The 14,849-nt window shown below is 57.4% G+C and carries 15 protein-coding genes; 7 read left to right on the top strand and 8 right to left on the bottom strand.

Annotated features, from left to right (window positions below; genetic code table 11):
- The first annotated feature begins 21 nt into the window (after positions 1-21).
- The 7 genes from ACQE2I_RS02385 to ACQE2I_RS02355 all read left to right on the top strand — a co-directional run bounded on the left by ACQE2I_RS02385 (position 22) and on the right by ACQE2I_RS02355 (position 8,251).
- Complete coding sequence (locus tag ACQE2I_RS02385; protein WP_427029905.1) at positions 22-1,266, top strand: ABC transporter substrate-binding protein; 1,245 nt, start codon at positions 22-24, stop codon at positions 1,264-1,266.
- 2 nt (positions 1,267-1,268) lie between these two features.
- Positions 1,269-2,942 (top strand): ABC transporter permease, encoded by a 1,674-nt coding sequence (locus tag ACQE2I_RS02380; RefSeq protein WP_427029904.1) that lies wholly within the window; start codon positions 1,269-1,271, stop codon positions 2,940-2,942.
- Between the two features lie 10 nt (positions 2,943-2,952).
- Entirely contained in the window at positions 2,953-3,591 is a 639-nt protein-coding gene (locus tag ACQE2I_RS02375; protein ID WP_427029903.1) for an ATP-binding cassette domain-containing protein, read from the top strand.
- Positions 3,578-4,276 (top strand): TIGR04283 family arsenosugar biosynthesis glycosyltransferase, encoded by a 699-nt coding sequence (locus tag ACQE2I_RS02370; protein ID WP_427029902.1) that lies wholly within the window; start codon positions 3,578-3,580, stop codon positions 4,274-4,276. The genes ACQE2I_RS02375 and ACQE2I_RS02370 overlap by 14 nt, the downstream gene beginning before the upstream one ends.
- The gene (locus ACQE2I_RS02365; RefSeq protein WP_427029901.1) at positions 4,266-4,889 is read left to right on the top strand and encodes a TIGR04282 family arsenosugar biosynthesis glycosyltransferase; all 624 of its coding nucleotides are present in this window, start codon (positions 4,266-4,268) and stop codon (positions 4,887-4,889) included. Before ACQE2I_RS02370 ends, ACQE2I_RS02365 begins: the two co-directional genes overlap by 11 nt.
- An 87-nt stretch (positions 4,890-4,976) precedes the next feature.
- A complete protein-coding gene (locus ACQE2I_RS02360; protein ID WP_427029900.1) occupies positions 4,977-7,121 on the top strand; it encodes an FAD-dependent oxidoreductase in 2,145 nt (714 codons plus the stop codon).
- On the top strand, positions 7,118-8,251 hold the full coding sequence (locus tag ACQE2I_RS02355; RefSeq protein WP_427029899.1) for an FAD-dependent oxidoreductase: 1,134 nt from the start codon (positions 7,118-7,120) through the stop codon (positions 8,249-8,251). Before ACQE2I_RS02360 ends, ACQE2I_RS02355 begins: the two co-directional genes overlap by 4 nt.
- A gap of 9 nt (positions 8,252-8,260) precedes the next feature.
- Here the strand turns inward: ACQE2I_RS02355 and ACQE2I_RS02350 are convergent, their stop codons facing one another.
- The 8 genes from ACQE2I_RS02350 to ubiD all read right to left on the bottom strand — a co-directional run bounded on the left by ACQE2I_RS02350 (position 8,261) and on the right by ubiD (position 14,841).
- Positions 8,261-8,722 carry an META domain-containing protein gene (locus ACQE2I_RS02350; protein ID WP_427029898.1) on the bottom strand — a complete coding sequence of 154 codons (462 nt, stop codon included), beginning with the start codon at positions 8,720-8,722 and terminating at the stop codon, positions 8,261-8,263.
- Positions 8,723-8,802: 80 nt separating this feature from the next.
- A complete protein-coding gene (gene gloA, locus ACQE2I_RS02345) occupies positions 8,803-9,243 on the bottom strand; it encodes a lactoylglutathione lyase (RefSeq protein ID WP_427029897.1) in 441 nt (146 codons plus the stop codon).
- A gap of 112 nt (positions 9,244-9,355) precedes the next feature.
- Entirely contained in the window at positions 9,356-10,087 is a 732-nt protein-coding gene (locus ACQE2I_RS02340) for an MliC family protein (protein WP_427029896.1), read from the bottom strand.
- Positions 10,088-10,151: 64 nt separating this feature from the next.
- Complete coding sequence (locus tag ACQE2I_RS02335) at positions 10,152-10,664, bottom strand: DUF3087 family protein (protein ID WP_427029895.1); 513 nt, start codon at positions 10,662-10,664, stop codon at positions 10,152-10,154.
- Positions 10,665-10,745: 81 nt separating this feature from the next.
- Entirely contained in the window at positions 10,746-11,840 is a 1,095-nt protein-coding gene (locus tag ACQE2I_RS02330; protein WP_427029894.1) for a 3-deoxy-7-phosphoheptulonate synthase, read from the bottom strand.
- A 521-nt stretch (positions 11,841-12,361) separates the two neighbouring features.
- A complete protein-coding gene (locus tag ACQE2I_RS02325) occupies positions 12,362-12,490 on the bottom strand; it encodes a hypothetical protein (protein WP_427029893.1) in 129 nt (42 codons plus the stop codon).
- A gap of 58 nt (positions 12,491-12,548) precedes the next feature.
- Positions 12,549-13,289, bottom strand: a complete 741-nt coding sequence (locus tag ACQE2I_RS02320; RefSeq protein ID WP_427029892.1) for an NAD(P)H-flavin reductase — start codon at positions 13,287-13,289, stop codon at positions 12,549-12,551.
- A 55-nt stretch (positions 13,290-13,344) separates the two neighbouring features.
- Positions 13,345-14,841 carry a 4-hydroxy-3-polyprenylbenzoate decarboxylase gene (gene ubiD / locus ACQE2I_RS02315; protein ID WP_427029891.1) on the bottom strand — a complete coding sequence of 499 codons (1,497 nt, stop codon included), beginning with the start codon at positions 14,839-14,841 and terminating at the stop codon, positions 13,345-13,347.
- Positions 14,842-14,849: the final 8 nt, after the last annotated feature.

Raw genomic sequence — 14,849 nt, 5'->3', positions numbered from 1 at the left:
CCTACTGATATGAGGTGTGCGATGCCGATTAGCCGTCACTCGCTGCATACGATGTTTTCAACAACGCTAACCATAACGACTCCCACAGCGATGCTCGCCTTTGCGCTTCCTGCAGTGGCCAACCCTGATCCGGACGACTGGCAAAGCGTCGTAGCGGAAGCCGAAGGCCAAACCGTTTACTGGAATGCCTGGGGCGGTGATACGCACACCAATCGCTACATCAACTGGGTGGCGAAGCAAACGCAGGCGCAGTACGGTATCGATGTGCAACACGTAAAGCTGGACGATACCGGCAGCGCGGTAGCTCGAGTGCTGGCAGAAAGGCAGGCAGGTAACCACGCCGAGGGCAGTATCGACCTGATTTGGATCAACGGTGAGAACTTCGCTGCGATGCGTGAAAGCGACCTGCTGTTTGGCCCCTTCGCTGAATCGCTGCCCAATTTTGCGCTCACCAATGCCGCCGATAACCCTGAGGTGGTGACCGACTTCACGCTACCTACAGAAGGCTATGAATCGCCCTGGGGTAAGGCGCAGATCACCTTTTTTTACGACAGCGCTCAAACCAAGACACCGCCCCAGGATATGCAGGCACTACTCGCCTGGGCCAAAGCCAATCCCGGCCAGTTCAGCTATCCGCGTATTCCGGACTTTACTGGCAGCACCTTTTTAAAGCAGGCACTGATAGAGCTCAGCGAGCAGGATGAGGCGCTTTACCAGCCGGTTTCAGAAAGCGATTTTGAGGCCGTAACAGAACCTCTGTGGGCCTATTTAGATGCGCTGCACCCGCACCTGTGGCGCAGCGGGCGAGCCTTCCCCGATTCAGGCCCCAATCTGCGCACCCTGATGAGCGATGGCGAGCTGAGTCTAGCTTTTTCGTTCTACCCTACCGATGCCGCTATGGCGGCCATGGAGTATGAACTCCCCGAAAGCGTGCGCAGCTATGTACTGGAAGGCGGCACTTTGGGTAACGTCCACTTTGTGGCGATTCCCTATAACTCATCCCACAAAGCAGGCGCCATGGTACTCGCCGACTACTTGCTCACGCCGCAAGCCCAGGCTGAAAAGCAGTCGTTAAGCATGTGGGGCGACCGCAGCGTGCTGGATATCGGCCAGCTAAGCGCCGATGACCAGGCGCTGTTTGAACAAGCCGAGCGCCACCCTTCTGAACTGCCCGCCAACGCACTCTCAAACACCCTACCCGAGCCACACCCCAGTTGGATGAACGCCCTGCAAGATGCATGGCTTGAGCGTTACGGCGTTAATTAACCATGCTGCACCTGGCCCCGGCTGTGATTATTGCCCTACTTGTACTCCCCGTTGGGGCGGGCCTGCTAATGGTATTGCTACCTGCGTTTAGCTACCTGCCTGCGCTAGGCGGCAACACCGCGAGCCTGGCCCCTTGGCAAATGCTGCTCGATCAGCCGGGGCTTGGCCGCTCCGTAACGGTGAGCTTTGCCAGCGGGTTGGTCAGCACGGCCATGGCGCTGATTATGGTGGTGCTGTTTTTGGCCGCTAGCCGGGGAACCTGGTTAGATCGTGGCATTCGCCGCTTGGTGTCACCACTGCTGGCTATTCCCCATGCGGCTATTGCGTTTGGATTTGCCTTTTTGATTGCCCCTTCAGGCCTGATGGCGCGACTGATATCGCCATCGCTAACGGGCTGGGAGCGCCCACCGGATGCACTGATCGTCAACGACCCCTGGGGACTATCGCTGATGGCCGGGCTGGTGTTGAAAGAGGCGCCGTTTCTGCTGCTAATGAGTTTGGCAGCACTGCCGCAGTTAGCGCCAGAAAAGCGTTTAATGATGGCCCGGTCGCTGGGCTACTCGCCTACGATTGCCTGGTTAAAAACCGTACTGCCCTCGCTCTATCCGCTAATTCGCCTGCCGGTATACGCAGTCATCGCTTACGCGAGCTCGGTCGTCGATATGGCGCTGATTCTTGGCCCCACGCTGCCCCCCACGCTGAGCGTGTCGATTCTTAGCTGGTTTAACGACCCAGATATCACTCGCCGCTTTATGGCCTCGGCGGGAGCGGTGTTGCAGTTTGGCGTTACCCTGGCAGCGCTACTCAGTTGGTGGTTGCTGGAACAACTTACGCGCACACTGTCGCGACGCTGGCTGACTAACGGCAGCCGTCAGCGGGGTGAAATCGCGCTGCGTGCGATTGGCCGCTCGGCGTTACTATTTTCCAGCCTGACCGCACTGGCGGCGTTGGTCGGCTTGGGACTGTTTTCACTGGCGGGCTTTTGGCGGTTTCCTGAACTGTTGCCGCAGTCGTTCACGCTGGATCACTGGCAGCGCAGCGGCCCTATGTTAGCTACACCACTACTCAACACCGCGCTGATTGGGCTTATTTCCACAACGCTGGCCACGGCACTGGTACTCGCCACACTGGAAAATGAGCATCGCCAACATCTCCAGCCCAAACGGGCGCTTTGGCTGCTCTATTTACCGCTGCTGGTACCACAAATTGCCTTTCTGTTTGGGCTGATTGTTGCAGCAGAAAGTATGGGCGTTCGTCCTCAGCTAGGTTTAGTGATCGCGGGCCACCTGCTGTTTGTGTTGCCGTATGTCTATCTTTCATTAGCCGAGACATATCGGCGCCTGGATCCACGCTGGCTGCAGGTGGCACGGTCGCTGGGCGTATCGCGAAACGCCGCGTTTTGGCGAGTCCGTTTACCGCTACTGTTAGCGCCGCTATTAACGGCCTTTGCGGTAGGGCTCGCGATCAGTATCGGCCAATATTTGCCTACCCAATTACTAGGGGCGGGGCGCGTGACAACCGTGACTACCGAGGCAGTGGCACTTGCTGCGGGCAGTAACCGACGCTTGATTGGCGTTTGGGCATTGGTCCAGGCCGGCCTACCGCTAATAGGCTTTATGCTGGCCCTGTCGCTGCCCCGCTTAGTGGGTGTCCATCGCCGTGAACTGGCTAGCTAAGAGGCTTTTTGTGACCGCTATTGCGACTGCGCCGCTGCGCCTTGAACAGATACACATTGCCCTAACAGGTCGTGAACTCTTGACGGTGGATGCGACCATTGCTCCTGGTGAGGTGCTGACGGTGATGGGTGCCTCCGGCTCGGGAAAATCGACCCTACTGGCGTATATTGCTGGTTTTCTCGACCGGCAGTTCACCGCCAGCGGTGGCGTGTGGTTGGGCGAGCGCAACCTGCTCGATCTACCTGCAGAAGCCCGTGGGATTGGGCTGTTGTTTCAGGATCCGCTGCTGTTTCCGCACCTTAATGTGGGCAGCAATTTGCGCTTTGGACTGCCTCGTCATAGCAAAGATAAGCGCCCGCAGGTTAGCCAAGCCCTTGAGCAAGTGGGGCTGGCGGGCTTTGAAAAGCGGGATCCTACCACCCTTTCCGGCGGTCAGCAGGCTCGCGTGGCGTTGATGCGCCTGCTGCTCTCCCAGCCACAAGCGGTGTTACTGGACGAGCCGTTTTCCAAGCTGGATACGGCGCTGCGTCAGGAAATGCGCTCGCTAGTATTCCGCCAACTGCGCAATGCCGGCCTGCCTGCGCTACTGGTCACCCACGACCACGCCGATGCCGACGCCGCGGGAGGGCCGATTATTGAACTCGGCTGACCCACCCCCGTTTCTCAGCATCGTGATACCGGTGCTTAACGAGGCAGCCACCCTGGCGCACCATTTAGCGGCACTGCCATCGCCGGGCGGCCAAGGCATCGAAATCATTGTGGTCGATGGCGGCAGTGGCGATGACAGCGTTCGCATCGTCACACCGCTGGCGGATCGCGTGCTCCACAGCGCTCCCGGCCGAGGTATGCAAATGAACCTGGGCGCACAGCATGCCCGTGCCCCGGCGCTGCTATTTCTGCATGCGGATACGCAACTGCCTGAGGGCGCCGTGGAGCAGATAAGCCAAGCGCTAACCACCCACTCATGGGGCCGTTTTGATATCCAGCTGGCAGGCAACAGCCGCTGGCTGCCCGTGGTGAGCTGGATGATGAACCGGCGCTCGCGGCTGACCGGCATCGCTACCGGCGACCAGGGTATCTTTGTCCGCGCCAGCGCCTTCAGGGCAGTTGGTGGTTTTCCCGAACAGCCGTTAATGGAAGACATTGAACTGTCTAAACGGCTTAAACAGGTATCGCGCCCCGCCTGCCTAACGGCGAAAGTGGTAAGCTCGGGCAGGCGCTGGGATAAACACGGCGCCTGGCAAACCATCCGCCTGATGTGGTGGCTGCGCTACCGCTACTGGCGCGGCGTTAGTGCAATCCAGCTCGCTAAGGAGTACCGCGATGCCCGCTGAGAGGCCCATTGAGCCGCCGCACCTGCACCTGCTGGCAAAAGCCCCGCTGCCTGGGCAGGCCAAAACGCGCCTAGCGCCGTTACTGGGTGCAGTGGGTGCCGCCAACGCCCACACAGAGCTGGTACGCCGCTGCGTCGCCAATGCCTGCAAAGCGCTGCCTGCCGCACAAGTCACGCTTTGGACAGCGCTTGATCACTTGCACCCACTGTTTCACGAGCTGCGCGAGCAGTTTGGAGTGACCTTAAGAACCCAGCTAGACGGCGATTTAGGCTCCCGGGTTCGCTATGCTCTGAACAGCTCGCCGGGATCAGCCATGGTGATGGGCAGCGACTGCCCCAGCATTACCAGCGAGCTGATTAGCGTCTGCGCGCAGCAGTTAGCTATCCATGACGTGGTAATTTTGCCCGCCGAGGATGGTGGCTACGGTTTAGTGGGTACCCGGCAGGATTACCCCGCATTGTTTGCAGATATCCCCTGGGGAAGCCAAAGTGTGCTCGCCGCCACTCGGCAGCGCATTGAGACACTGGGGCTAGAGGCTGCTTACCCGGCGACGATTTGGGATGTGGATCGGCCCGAAGACTGGCGGCGCTGGAAAGCGCTAGACAACTTCTGATTAGCCATTTCAGTGTCAGGAAACGGAGAGCCTTCTCACTCAGTTCTCGACACGCATTATGTTTATCTCTTGGCGCTGGAGCCTACCGTGACCCGACAACGTTTAGTGATTGCCGCGCTACTGGTCATTGCCATTGGCGCCTTCTTTGTTAGCGGTGCCCACCAATGGTTCACGCTAGAAACCCTCAAGGCGTACCAAAGCGACTTCCAAGCAGCGTTTAACCAAAGCCCGTGGCGGGTGGCAGGGATCTTTTTTGCCGTTTATGTGCTGATGTCCGCACTTTCGCTACCTGGTGCAACGTTGTTAACGCTACTCGGTGGCGCTCTGTTCGGTTTAGGTTGGGGGCTGCTGATTATCTCTTTCGCCAGCACCATGGGCGCCACGCTGGCCTTTTTACTCTCGCGTTTTTTGTTTCAAAAACCAATTGAGAAACGCTTCCCGCGTCAGTTTACCTCTGTGAATCGCAGTGTTGAGCGCGACGGCGCCCTGTATCTTTTTACTCTGCGTTTAGTGCCAGCGTTTCCATTCTTTATGATCAACTTGGTCATGGGACTGACGCGGATTAAAACGGTCACCTTCTACTGGGTAAGCCAAGTCGCTATGCTTCCCGGCACCGCCATTTACGTCAATGCCGGCGGGCAACTGGGGGAGCTTGAAAGCCTGGGCGGGATTATTTCACCGACGCTGCTGGCATCGTTTGCGCTCCTGGCGGTTTTTCCTTGGATTGCCCGGCGTATTGTACGGCTGGTGCAGCGGCGCAAGACCTACCAGGGCTTTACTCGCCCGCAACGTTTCGACTATGACATTGTGGTGATAGGCGGCGGCTCGGCGGGGCTAGTGACCAGCTATATCGCCAGTGCCGTTAACGCCAAAGTTGCGCTGGTGGAAAGGCACAAAATGGGCGGCGACTGTCTGAATACTGGCTGCGTGCCGTCTAAGGCACTCATTCGGGCTGCTCGCGCCGCCCATGAGATTCGCACCGCCCACCGCTTTGGGGTTTCAGCCAGCGAGCCGGCGATCGATTTTGCCAAGGTCATGGGGCATGTGCATCAAGCGATTAGCGATATCGAGCCCCACGATAGCGTAGAACGCTATAACGGCTTAGGCGTTGAGGTGTACCAGGATCACGCCACCCTGACCTCGCCCTGGGAAGTTCAGGTAGGCGAAAAAATCCTTACCGCCCGACATATCGTGCTGGCCACCGGCGCCCGCCCCAAGGTGCCGTCGCTACCGGGTATTGAGCACACGCCCGTGTTCACCTCTGAGAACCTGTGGTCACTGACAGAATTACCCAAGCGACTGGTGGTCCTCGGCGGCGGCGCCATTGGCTGTGAGCTAAGCCAAAGCTTTGCCCGCCTGGGCAGCCAGGTCACGCTGGTAGAAGACATGCCCCAATTGCTGGGCCGGGAGGACCCCGAGGTCGGCGAAGCCATCGAAAACACCCTAGCGGGCGAAGGGGTGACGGTTATGACCGACACCCAAGCACTGGAAGTTATCAGCAATGCGTCAGGCTATCAGTTGGCCGTGGAGCATCAGGGAGAGCGCTCGGTAATGGCCTTCGATTATCTGCTGGTGAGTGTCGGCCGCGAAGCCAACATCGAAGGGCTGGGCCTTGACGCACTAGGGGTACCCACCACGCCCACCGGCACCCTGGAGCTTAACGAGCGACTGCAAACCCGCTTGCCCAATATTTGGGCGTGTGGTGATTTAGCCGGACCTTATCAGCTTACCCACGCCGCCGCCCACCAGGCTTGGCACGCGGCGGTCAATGCGCTGTTTGGCGAGTTAAAAAGCTTTACCGTGGATTATCGCTTTATGCCCGCCGTCACCTATGTGCAGCCGGAAGTGGCACGGGTCGGTCTCAATGAAAAAGAGGCCAAGGCTAAAGGGATTGCCGTTGAGGTCACCCGCTACGCCATGAGCGAAAGTGACCGCGCTATTGCCGAAGGCGCCACCCTGGGCTTTATCAAAGTGCTCACCGTACCGGGCAAAGACAAGATTCTCGGCGCGACCATCGTGGCCGAAAACGCCGGCGAATGGCTGGGTGAATTCACCATCGCCATGAAGCACGGCCTGGGCCTCAACAAGTTACTCGGCACCATTCACCCCTACCCCACGCTGGGCGAGGCCGCCAAAGCCACCGCGGGCGTATGGAAAAATGCCCACAAACCTGAACGTGTGCTGGCGCTATTAAAGCGTTACTTCCGTTGGCGACGCGGTGACGTTACATGAAGCAGCTATTACTCATAGGCGCGGGTCATGCCCACGCTTTTGTGCTCGAAGCCTTTGCCCAACAGCCTGATACAGATATCGCCATTACCGTGGTTAGCGATAGTGTTTTGGCGGCTTACTCAGGCAGCGTGCCTGCCTGGCTGGCGGGTGAATGTACGCTACGTGAGGCGCAGATTGACGTGGCGGCATTGTGCGAGCGCGCTAACGCCCGGTTGATCCTCTCCCCGGCGAAAGCCATCAACATTCAGGCGCGATACGTGGAACTGGCTGATGGCCAGCAAGTTAATTTTGATATTGCCTCTTTCAATATTGGCGCTACCCTGGCGCTGCCTGAGCAGCATGGCGAAAAGCTTCCTCATCTGCTGGCCATGCGACCGCTGAGTTCACTGCATGATCGCTGGCAGGCGCTGCGGGAAACGGTCAGTGCGCTTCCTCAAGGAGGCGAGCTAAAGGTCGTCAGCGTAGGCGGCGGTGCCGCAGGCTGCGAAACGCTGATGAGCGTGATGACTCAGTTGCGCCACCAGCGCCCGGATATTCATTGGCAGGGGCATTTACTTAGCGCATCGAATGAGCTGCTACCCGGATCAGGTCGCTTGCCCCGCTGGTTAATGCGGCAAGCCTTGTTACGCGCAGGCATCAACGTATTCCAGCAGATACGTGGAAATGCATTAGTAGACGGTGGCGTATTAACGCACTGCAACGTGCGCATTCGTGCCGATATTGTCCTGTGGGCCACCGGCGCGGTCGGCCACCGCTGGCTTTCCAAGACCCAGCTTCCGCTGGATGATCAAGGCTTTATTCAGGTAGAAAAATCGCTTCAAGTGGTGTGCCAGCCGGGTATCTTCGCCTCTGGCGACTGTGCTGCCTTTGACCCGCCCTTGCCCAATGCGGGGGTATACGCGGTGCGCATGGGATCTCATCTGGCGGAAAACCTGCGCCGCGCCTGCTGCGGTGAATCGCTATCTGATTGGCAGCCGCCCAGGCGGGTATTGGCGTTAATTGGCACCGGCGACGGCCACGCCATTGCCAGCCGTGGCGCCTTTGGCCTATCAGGAAAATGGGTTTGGAAATGGAAAAAGCGGATTGATGCGCGCTTTATTGCCCGCTTCAATCCGCCTTTTAAAGACTGAACGACTACATTAGTTACCTTCGCGCCAGCCGCCTAATACCCGACTATCCGGTCCGAAAAATACCAGCCGGTCATGGTCGATCAAGTAACGATAGGCGGTCTCAAGCATACCCGTGACCCGCTGAGCATCTTCCATTTGCGGGCACGCCATCCGCGTGGTGGCTAGTTCGCCAAACTCAATCCGCTGGCTCTCGCCCAGGGTGACTTGCCCGCTAAAGCGGTTACAGCCATCGTGGCCGCTAACCTTCCCATCCTTAGAAATCTGGAAAAAAGGTGTTTCCGGCATGGAGATCCGCTCATCGGTGCCCACCAACAGCAGGTTCCAACGCTGATCGACGATAGCCCCTGAGAGCGAGGAGTCACTTGATCCGTCTTGCGGCGCCGAACTTGGCCCAGGCGCACTGCTACAGGCGCTTAACAGCAGTGCAGCCGAGGCTAATAGTGGCAGTAAGCGCCAACCTTTCATGGTCATGGTGGTCTTTCCCTTGTTTAACGATTACCCGCTAGCTCTTTACCACAAGCCTTTAACAATAAGTTATTAACGACAAGCGCTTACCAGCTGCCGCTGTTTTCCATCGAGGCCCAGGGCTCCTGCGGTGCCAGGGCGTCGCCCTTCTGGAGCAGTTCAACCGAGATGCCATCCGGCGATTTAACAAACGCCATGTGGCCATCCCGAGGCGGGCGATTAATCGTCACGCCGTTGTCTTGAAGGTGTTGGCAGAGCGCGTAAATATCGTCCACGCGGTAGGCCAAATGGCCAAAATTACGCCCGCCGGCGTACTCTTCAGGGTCCCAGTTGTAGGTCAGTTCTAATTCCGGTGCGGTAAGGCGCTCTGAGCGCGGCTCGTCTTCCGGCGCGGCCAGAAACACCAGCGTGAAGCGGCCTTTCTCATTCTCTTTACGGCGGACTTCTTTAAGGCCCAATAGCTCGCAATAAAAACGCAACGAAGCGTCTAGGTCATTCACGCGCACCATGGTATGAAGATATTGCATATCACCTCCTGAGGAAAAGTTGCCTAAGCCATACTGTATAAAAACGTGATGGAGTAGCGAGCCAAACAGTTTCTTTAGCGCGGCTAAAAGCTAGCGGAGAGCTTGGTGCCGCTCAAGGTGCGATACCTTGCCCGCAGCCGCTATATTGCTCCCCACCATAGGTGACCGTAACGCGAGCGGGGAAAGGCTCGCCGCTCATATTGTCAAAGCAGGCACCCGCCTCAATGCGCACCCGGAAAAAGGGCTCCACGTCGGCATTTTCAATCACCACCCGACCGGCGTCGTTATCCATCACGCTGACCATATAGGGTAGCTTAATGCTCTCTTCCCCATAGTTAGTCTCCAGTGTCAGCGTTGGCGTATCGTGCGCTAACGCCACCGACCAGCCTGGCTCATTGCCCTGCCCAAAGAACATCACGCCAGGCCGTTCTGTGCGTGTTAGCGCTGTGCGCTGCTCGGCCTGCGAGCACTGTAACTGACCGCGGGGTGTCTCGACCAAGGCTTGGGCACCACGGTTCCAAAAGCTGATTTCGCCGTCTTGATAGCGAGCGCCATTGGCGACTACCGCTTGAGGTAGCCGCCACGCGCCGTGCAACGACCAAAGGCGCAGGTCGTTGACATTGGTGGCGGTCACTAAATTCTGACGTGCAGGCTCGCATTGCCATGCGGTAAATTGTGAGGCCGACCCGGGAAATAGTGCCGAGGGCAGAAAAGGGGCTTGGTTATCCAAGGTGGCTTGGTTGGCTGCTGCCGTTTCTGGCGAGGGCGTTGCCGCACAGCCGGTCAATACCACCGCAAGACCTATGGCAGCCATCGCCGATACTCGTTTTTTTAGACTCTTCATCGCGCCGCGTTCCCCGTATTGCTAGCTATAGGTAACTAACTGTATGTATTTAGGATACGTAACTCTAACTACGCTTAAAAGCTTGCAGGTCTTGAGTATCGAAATCCTTTACCTGCGGAGGCAGCCCCTGCTCTTCGCGTTTGATTTTTACCTGCATTTTCTCCGCTAGCCGTTCTGCATCGTCATCGGTAGTGCGTCCATTCAATTCAGCCAACTGCGTCATCCCCTGATGATAGAAAGTGAGCAGATCCAGTGCTACACGGTTATTCTCTTCCACCGCTTTACGCAGCGTGGTTAGGTAGCCACTGACTTGGGAAAGATGATGTTTGAGCTGCCAGACATAGCGCACTTCGGTCATCCAGGGGCGTTCACGCAGCACGGCAAATAACGCACTGGTGGCCAGCAGCCCGAGTAACACGCCTAGGGCGTTGAGCCATAGGCTGCTACCAAAAGTAGAGGTTAGAAGCATCGAGAATAGCAGGCCAAAAATAATCAACTGCCCCGCCATAGCAAAGCTGATCATGCGCGCTTTGCGGCGGTAGGTCTCGGGGTCGTGATGTTCTAAGGTAAATACCATGGCCAGCCTCATTATCGCTGTAAACGCCCTATGATACGGGGCTGGCCAGGGCAAACAAGTCATAGCGTTTTACAGCTGCAATTACGCCAAGCGCTCTGCCGCTGTTTTGAGCAGATGTTCGGTGGTTTCCCAGCCCACGCAGGCATCGGTGACCGATACACCGTAGCGCATGGCCCCCGGCTTGAGGGGCTGTTTACCTTCAAACAGGTGGCTCTCAAGCATTAGCGCTACCAGGTTAGCTTCGCCCGCCTGACGCTGCGCTAATACATCCAGCATCACCTCACTCTGGCGACGATGGTCTTTGCGGGCATTGGCATGGCTGCAGTCCACCATCAGGCGTGGGTTTTGCCCGGCATTACGCAGCGCGGCGGTGGCTGCCCTTACATGGTTTGCCTGGTAGTTAGGCTCACCGTGCCCTCCGCGCAGCACTACGTGGGTGTGAGCGTTGCCCGCGGTTTGCTGGACGATAGGATGGCCGTGAGAGTCCACCGCGAAACGCTGGTGGGGATGAGCGGCCGCGCTCATGGCATCAATGGCAACTTGAACATCGCCGCTGGTGGCATTCTTGAACCCCACCGCTGCCCTCAAATCACTGGCCAGTTCACGGTGCAACTGCGATTCAGTGGTGCGTGCGCCAATCGCTACCCAGCTCAATAAATCGTCCAAGTAAGACGCCAGCATCGGCTGTAAAAGCTCGGTGGCCACGGGCAGGCCGCGAGCAGCAACCGCGTGCATCAATTCACGTGAGAGCGCCAAACCGCGGGACATATCGCCACTGCCATCCAAACCGGGATCATAGGCCAGTCCTTTCCAACCCACAGTAGTGCGCGGCTTTTCAACGTAGACGCGCATGACGGGCAAAATATGCTCGCTGACTTCATCGCTTAACACCGCCAAACGGTCAGCGTACTCAAGTGCTGCATCGGGGTCGTGTACGGAACAGGGGCCAACCACGACCAGCAGGCGGTTATCGTGGCCGCTTAAAATTTGCTGTACGGCGTGACGTTGGCGGGCAATTTGCGCGCGCAACGAGTCGCTTAGCGAAACACGCTGACGAAGTTCAGCGGGCGTAGGCAGTTTCTGTGGGGTAGAGACCGCTGCCGTGGTATGCGGTAATTTGGCGTGGGCAGTGTTGACAGCAGGACTATTTGCAACAGGGCTGATAAGCGCATTCATGATTAATTCTCCGCAAGCGTACATCGTTTGACTAGGTGACCACCCAGGCGTACGCGGTCGGAGGTGGCAGCTAGCACCGACCGCGCGTCGCTAAATCGCCAGCTATAGCCGTAACCTATAAAGCTGGTAGCGAAAGCGTTAGTCAGTGCGCGATAAATCATGATGCTGCTCCTTGATGAAATAATGATGAACAATAAATCCGGCTTAAAATAGCGAGCCCAAAAACGCCAAAAGCCCCGGCGGGGTTACCGACCGGGGCTTCTGTGCTTGCGGCAGGCAACCGAGTGGTGTGCCTGGTGGCGCGACGTTAGGCGTCGGCCAGGGGCACACCGTGGCTAAACCAATACCCATAAGATGCCGCGCGCACACCGCTAAACCCTGCCATGGCTGACAGCGTTGTTGCAGTTGAAAGGCACGCTAGTGTTGGCATCATTATTTCCGGTGTGTGGACGAACGGATATTAGGTCGCCGCAATGGCGTTGTGGTTTTATCCTGCCTGCAAGCGCTGTAAATGGCAACACTCAACCGCTAAAAGCTTGTATCCAGCCGATGGTTGCGGGCAACGCGCTCATGCTAACCAACACAACCAAACCTAGAAAGATGGCTAAGAAACCAGAATCGTCTTTAGAATTTTCGTCGCGATGGGCCATGTTAACTCCTTTTTTATCAACGCTAAATCAGGGGAATGTCAAAAAACCTGGGGCCATATTAAGTAGATCGCGGTGCGTAGGCAAACACATCCGAAAATACTCGCTCCAGTTTAGTGCCTTTTGTGTCCAGCGCATCCAGACAGGCGTAGACCATGTTAGGCGACCCTGAGATATACACGTCGTGGGTGTCTGGCGTGATATGGGCGCTTTTCAATGCCTGATCAATACGCCCCAGGTGATGGGTAATCCGCTCGCCTGCGGCTAACGGTTCTTCTAAAGGTGATTCGGTCACCGCATGAAAGCAGACATTGGCATGGGTTTGCGCCCATTGGCTGGCCAGCTGCTCTAAATAGAGATCACGGTGCTCACGGGCTGCCCACCAGAGCGAAATTTCTCGCTCCGACTGTGCGTGCAGAACCGCTTCGATGATGGCTTTCATCTGCGAAAATCCCGTCCCCGCAGCAATCAGCAGCAGTGGCCTTTCGCTCTCGCTATCAAGCACACACTCTCCGCCAGGCAAACGCAGCGTGAGCTGGTTGGCGACCTGCAGTAGTTCTCGCAGCCGCGCTGAGTTGTCCCGCTCTGGCCAGTGCTGAATATGCAGTTCGATAACACCATCGCTGCGATCGGCACTGGCGATTGAAAACGGCACCCAGGTTGTAGCGTCCAGCTTAAGCTCTAAATATTGCCCCGGCGCATGCTGCATGGCTTCGGCGCGCCCAGTTAGCGTTACACCAAAAACATCCGGGTTTAGGTTCTCAACCTCGGTGACTTGGCACGTCAACGTCCTTGCACTCATGAAAGCCTCTTCTAACAAATTCGGTCAGCGATGCGTCGCATGCTCAACTATTGTGTCAATTACCGTGGCGTGAGGGCGGCAACTCAAGGCCAATACCCAGCACTTCCCAACGCTCATCCACGCGCGCTTTAACGGCATCGTCCATTACGATGGGTGTACCCCACTCACGATCGGTTTCGCCGGGCCATTTATTGGTGGCATCTAAGCCCATTTTCGAGCCTAGGCCCGAGACCGGCGAGGCGAAATCGAGATAATCAATCGGCGTATTTTCGACCATCACGGTGTCCCGCGCGGGATCCATCCGGGTAGTGATCGCCCAGATCACATCTTCCCAGTTGCGCGCGTCAACGTCGTCATCCAGTACAATCACAAACTTGGTGTACATAAACTGACGCAGGAAGCTCCAGACCCCCATCATCACGCGCTTGGCGTGGCCGGGGTACTGCTTCTTCATGGTGACCACCGCCATGCGGTAAGAACAGCCTTCCGGCGGCAGGTAGAAGTCGACAATTTCGGGGAACTGCTTGCACAGAATAGGCACAAATACTTCGTTGAGCGCCACACCCAAAATCGCCGGCTCATCCGGCGGACGCCCCGTATAGGTCGAGTGGTAAATCGCATCACGGCGCATGGTCATCCGCGTGATAGTAAACACCGGGAAGTGGTCGACCTCATTGTAGTAACCGGTGTGGTCACCAAAGGGGCCTTCCGCCGCCATATCATCGGGGTAGATAAAGCCTTCGAGGATAATCTCGCTAGACGCGGGTACATCAAGGTCAGCGTGTCCGCACTTCACCAGCTCGGTACGCGAACCGCGCAGCAGGCCTGCAAAGGCATATTCTGAGAGGGAATCTGGCACTGGGGTCACGGCGCCCAAAATTGTCGCCGGGTCGGCGCCAAGCGCCACCGCGACTGGGAAAGGCTCGCCGGGGTGGGCTTTCTGGAACTCCAGAAAATCCAACGCGCCGCCGCGATGGGAGAGCCAACGCATAATCAGGCGGTTTTTAGCGATTTTCTGCTGACGGTAAATACCTAGATTCTGTCGCGCCTTGAGTGGCCCTTTGGTAATCACCAACGGCCAAGTAACCAGCGGCGCCGCATCGCCGGGCCAGCAGTGCTGTATTGGTAACAGGCCTAGATCGACCTCGTCGCCTTCGTACACCACCTCTTGCACCGGCGCATGCTTGACGTTTTTCGGCCCCATGCTGAGCACTTGCTTGAAAATCGGCAGCTTATCCCAGGCGTCTTTCAAGCCTTTTGGCGGGTCAGGTTCTTTGAGAAACGCCAACAGCTTGCCCACTTCTCTGAGCGCTTCTACCGAATCTTGACCCATGCCCAACGCCACCCGCTTAGGCGTGCCAAACAGATTGCCCAGCAACGGCATGTCGTGGCCTTTGACGTTTTCAAACAGCAACGCCGGGCCACCGGCACGCAGGGTGCGGTCGCAAATTTCGGTGATTTCCAGGTAAGGATCGACTTCGACATGGATACGCTTGAGTTCACCCTGGACTTCAAGCGCCGCGATGAACTCACGCAAGTCTTTGTACTTCAAGGCACGCT

The sequence above is a fragment of the Halomonas sp. H2 genome, from assembly GCF_050215315.1.
Classification (GTDB): Bacteria; Pseudomonadota; Gammaproteobacteria; order Pseudomonadales; family Halomonadaceae; genus Vreelandella.
This window is presented reverse-complemented; position numbering and strand designations above follow the sequence as displayed.

Bases quoted from the DNA above. Each gene is read 5' to 3' on its own strand.
- ACQE2I_RS02325 (WP_427029893.1), bottom strand. From the start codon at position 12,490: ATGGCCCATCGCGACGAAAATTCTAAAGACGATTCTGGTTTCTTAGCC.
- ACQE2I_RS02365 (WP_427029901.1), top strand. From the start codon at position 4,266: ATGCCCGCTGAGAGGCCCATTGAGCCGCCGCACCTGCACCTGCTGGCA.
- ACQE2I_RS02335 (WP_427029895.1), bottom strand. From the start codon at position 10,664: ATGGTATTTACCTTAGAACATCACGACCCCGAGACCTACCGCCGCAAA.
- ACQE2I_RS02380 (WP_427029904.1), top strand. From the start codon at position 1,269: ATGCTGCACCTGGCCCCGGCTGTGATTATTGCCCTACTTGTACTCCCC.
- ACQE2I_RS02340 (WP_427029896.1), bottom strand. From the start codon at position 10,087: ATGAAGAGTCTAAAAAAACGAGTATCGGCGATGGCTGCCATAGGTCTT.
- ACQE2I_RS02330 (WP_427029894.1), bottom strand. From the start codon at position 11,840: ATGAATGCGCTTATCAGCCCTGTTGCAAATAGTCCTGCTGTCAACACT.
- gloA (WP_427029897.1), bottom strand. From the start codon at position 9,243: ATGCAATATCTTCATACCATGGTGCGCGTGAATGACCTAGACGCTTCG.
- ACQE2I_RS02355 (WP_427029899.1), top strand. From the start codon at position 7,118: ATGAAGCAGCTATTACTCATAGGCGCGGGTCATGCCCACGCTTTTGTG.
- ACQE2I_RS02350 (WP_427029898.1), bottom strand. From the start codon at position 8,722: ATGACCATGAAAGGTTGGCGCTTACTGCCACTATTAGCCTCGGCTGCA.
- ACQE2I_RS02320 (WP_427029892.1), bottom strand. From the start codon at position 13,289: ATGAGTGCAAGGACGTTGACGTGCCAAGTCACCGAGGTTGAGAACCTA.
- ACQE2I_RS02385 (WP_427029905.1), top strand. From the start codon at position 22: ATGCCGATTAGCCGTCACTCGCTGCATACGATGTTTTCAACAACGCTA.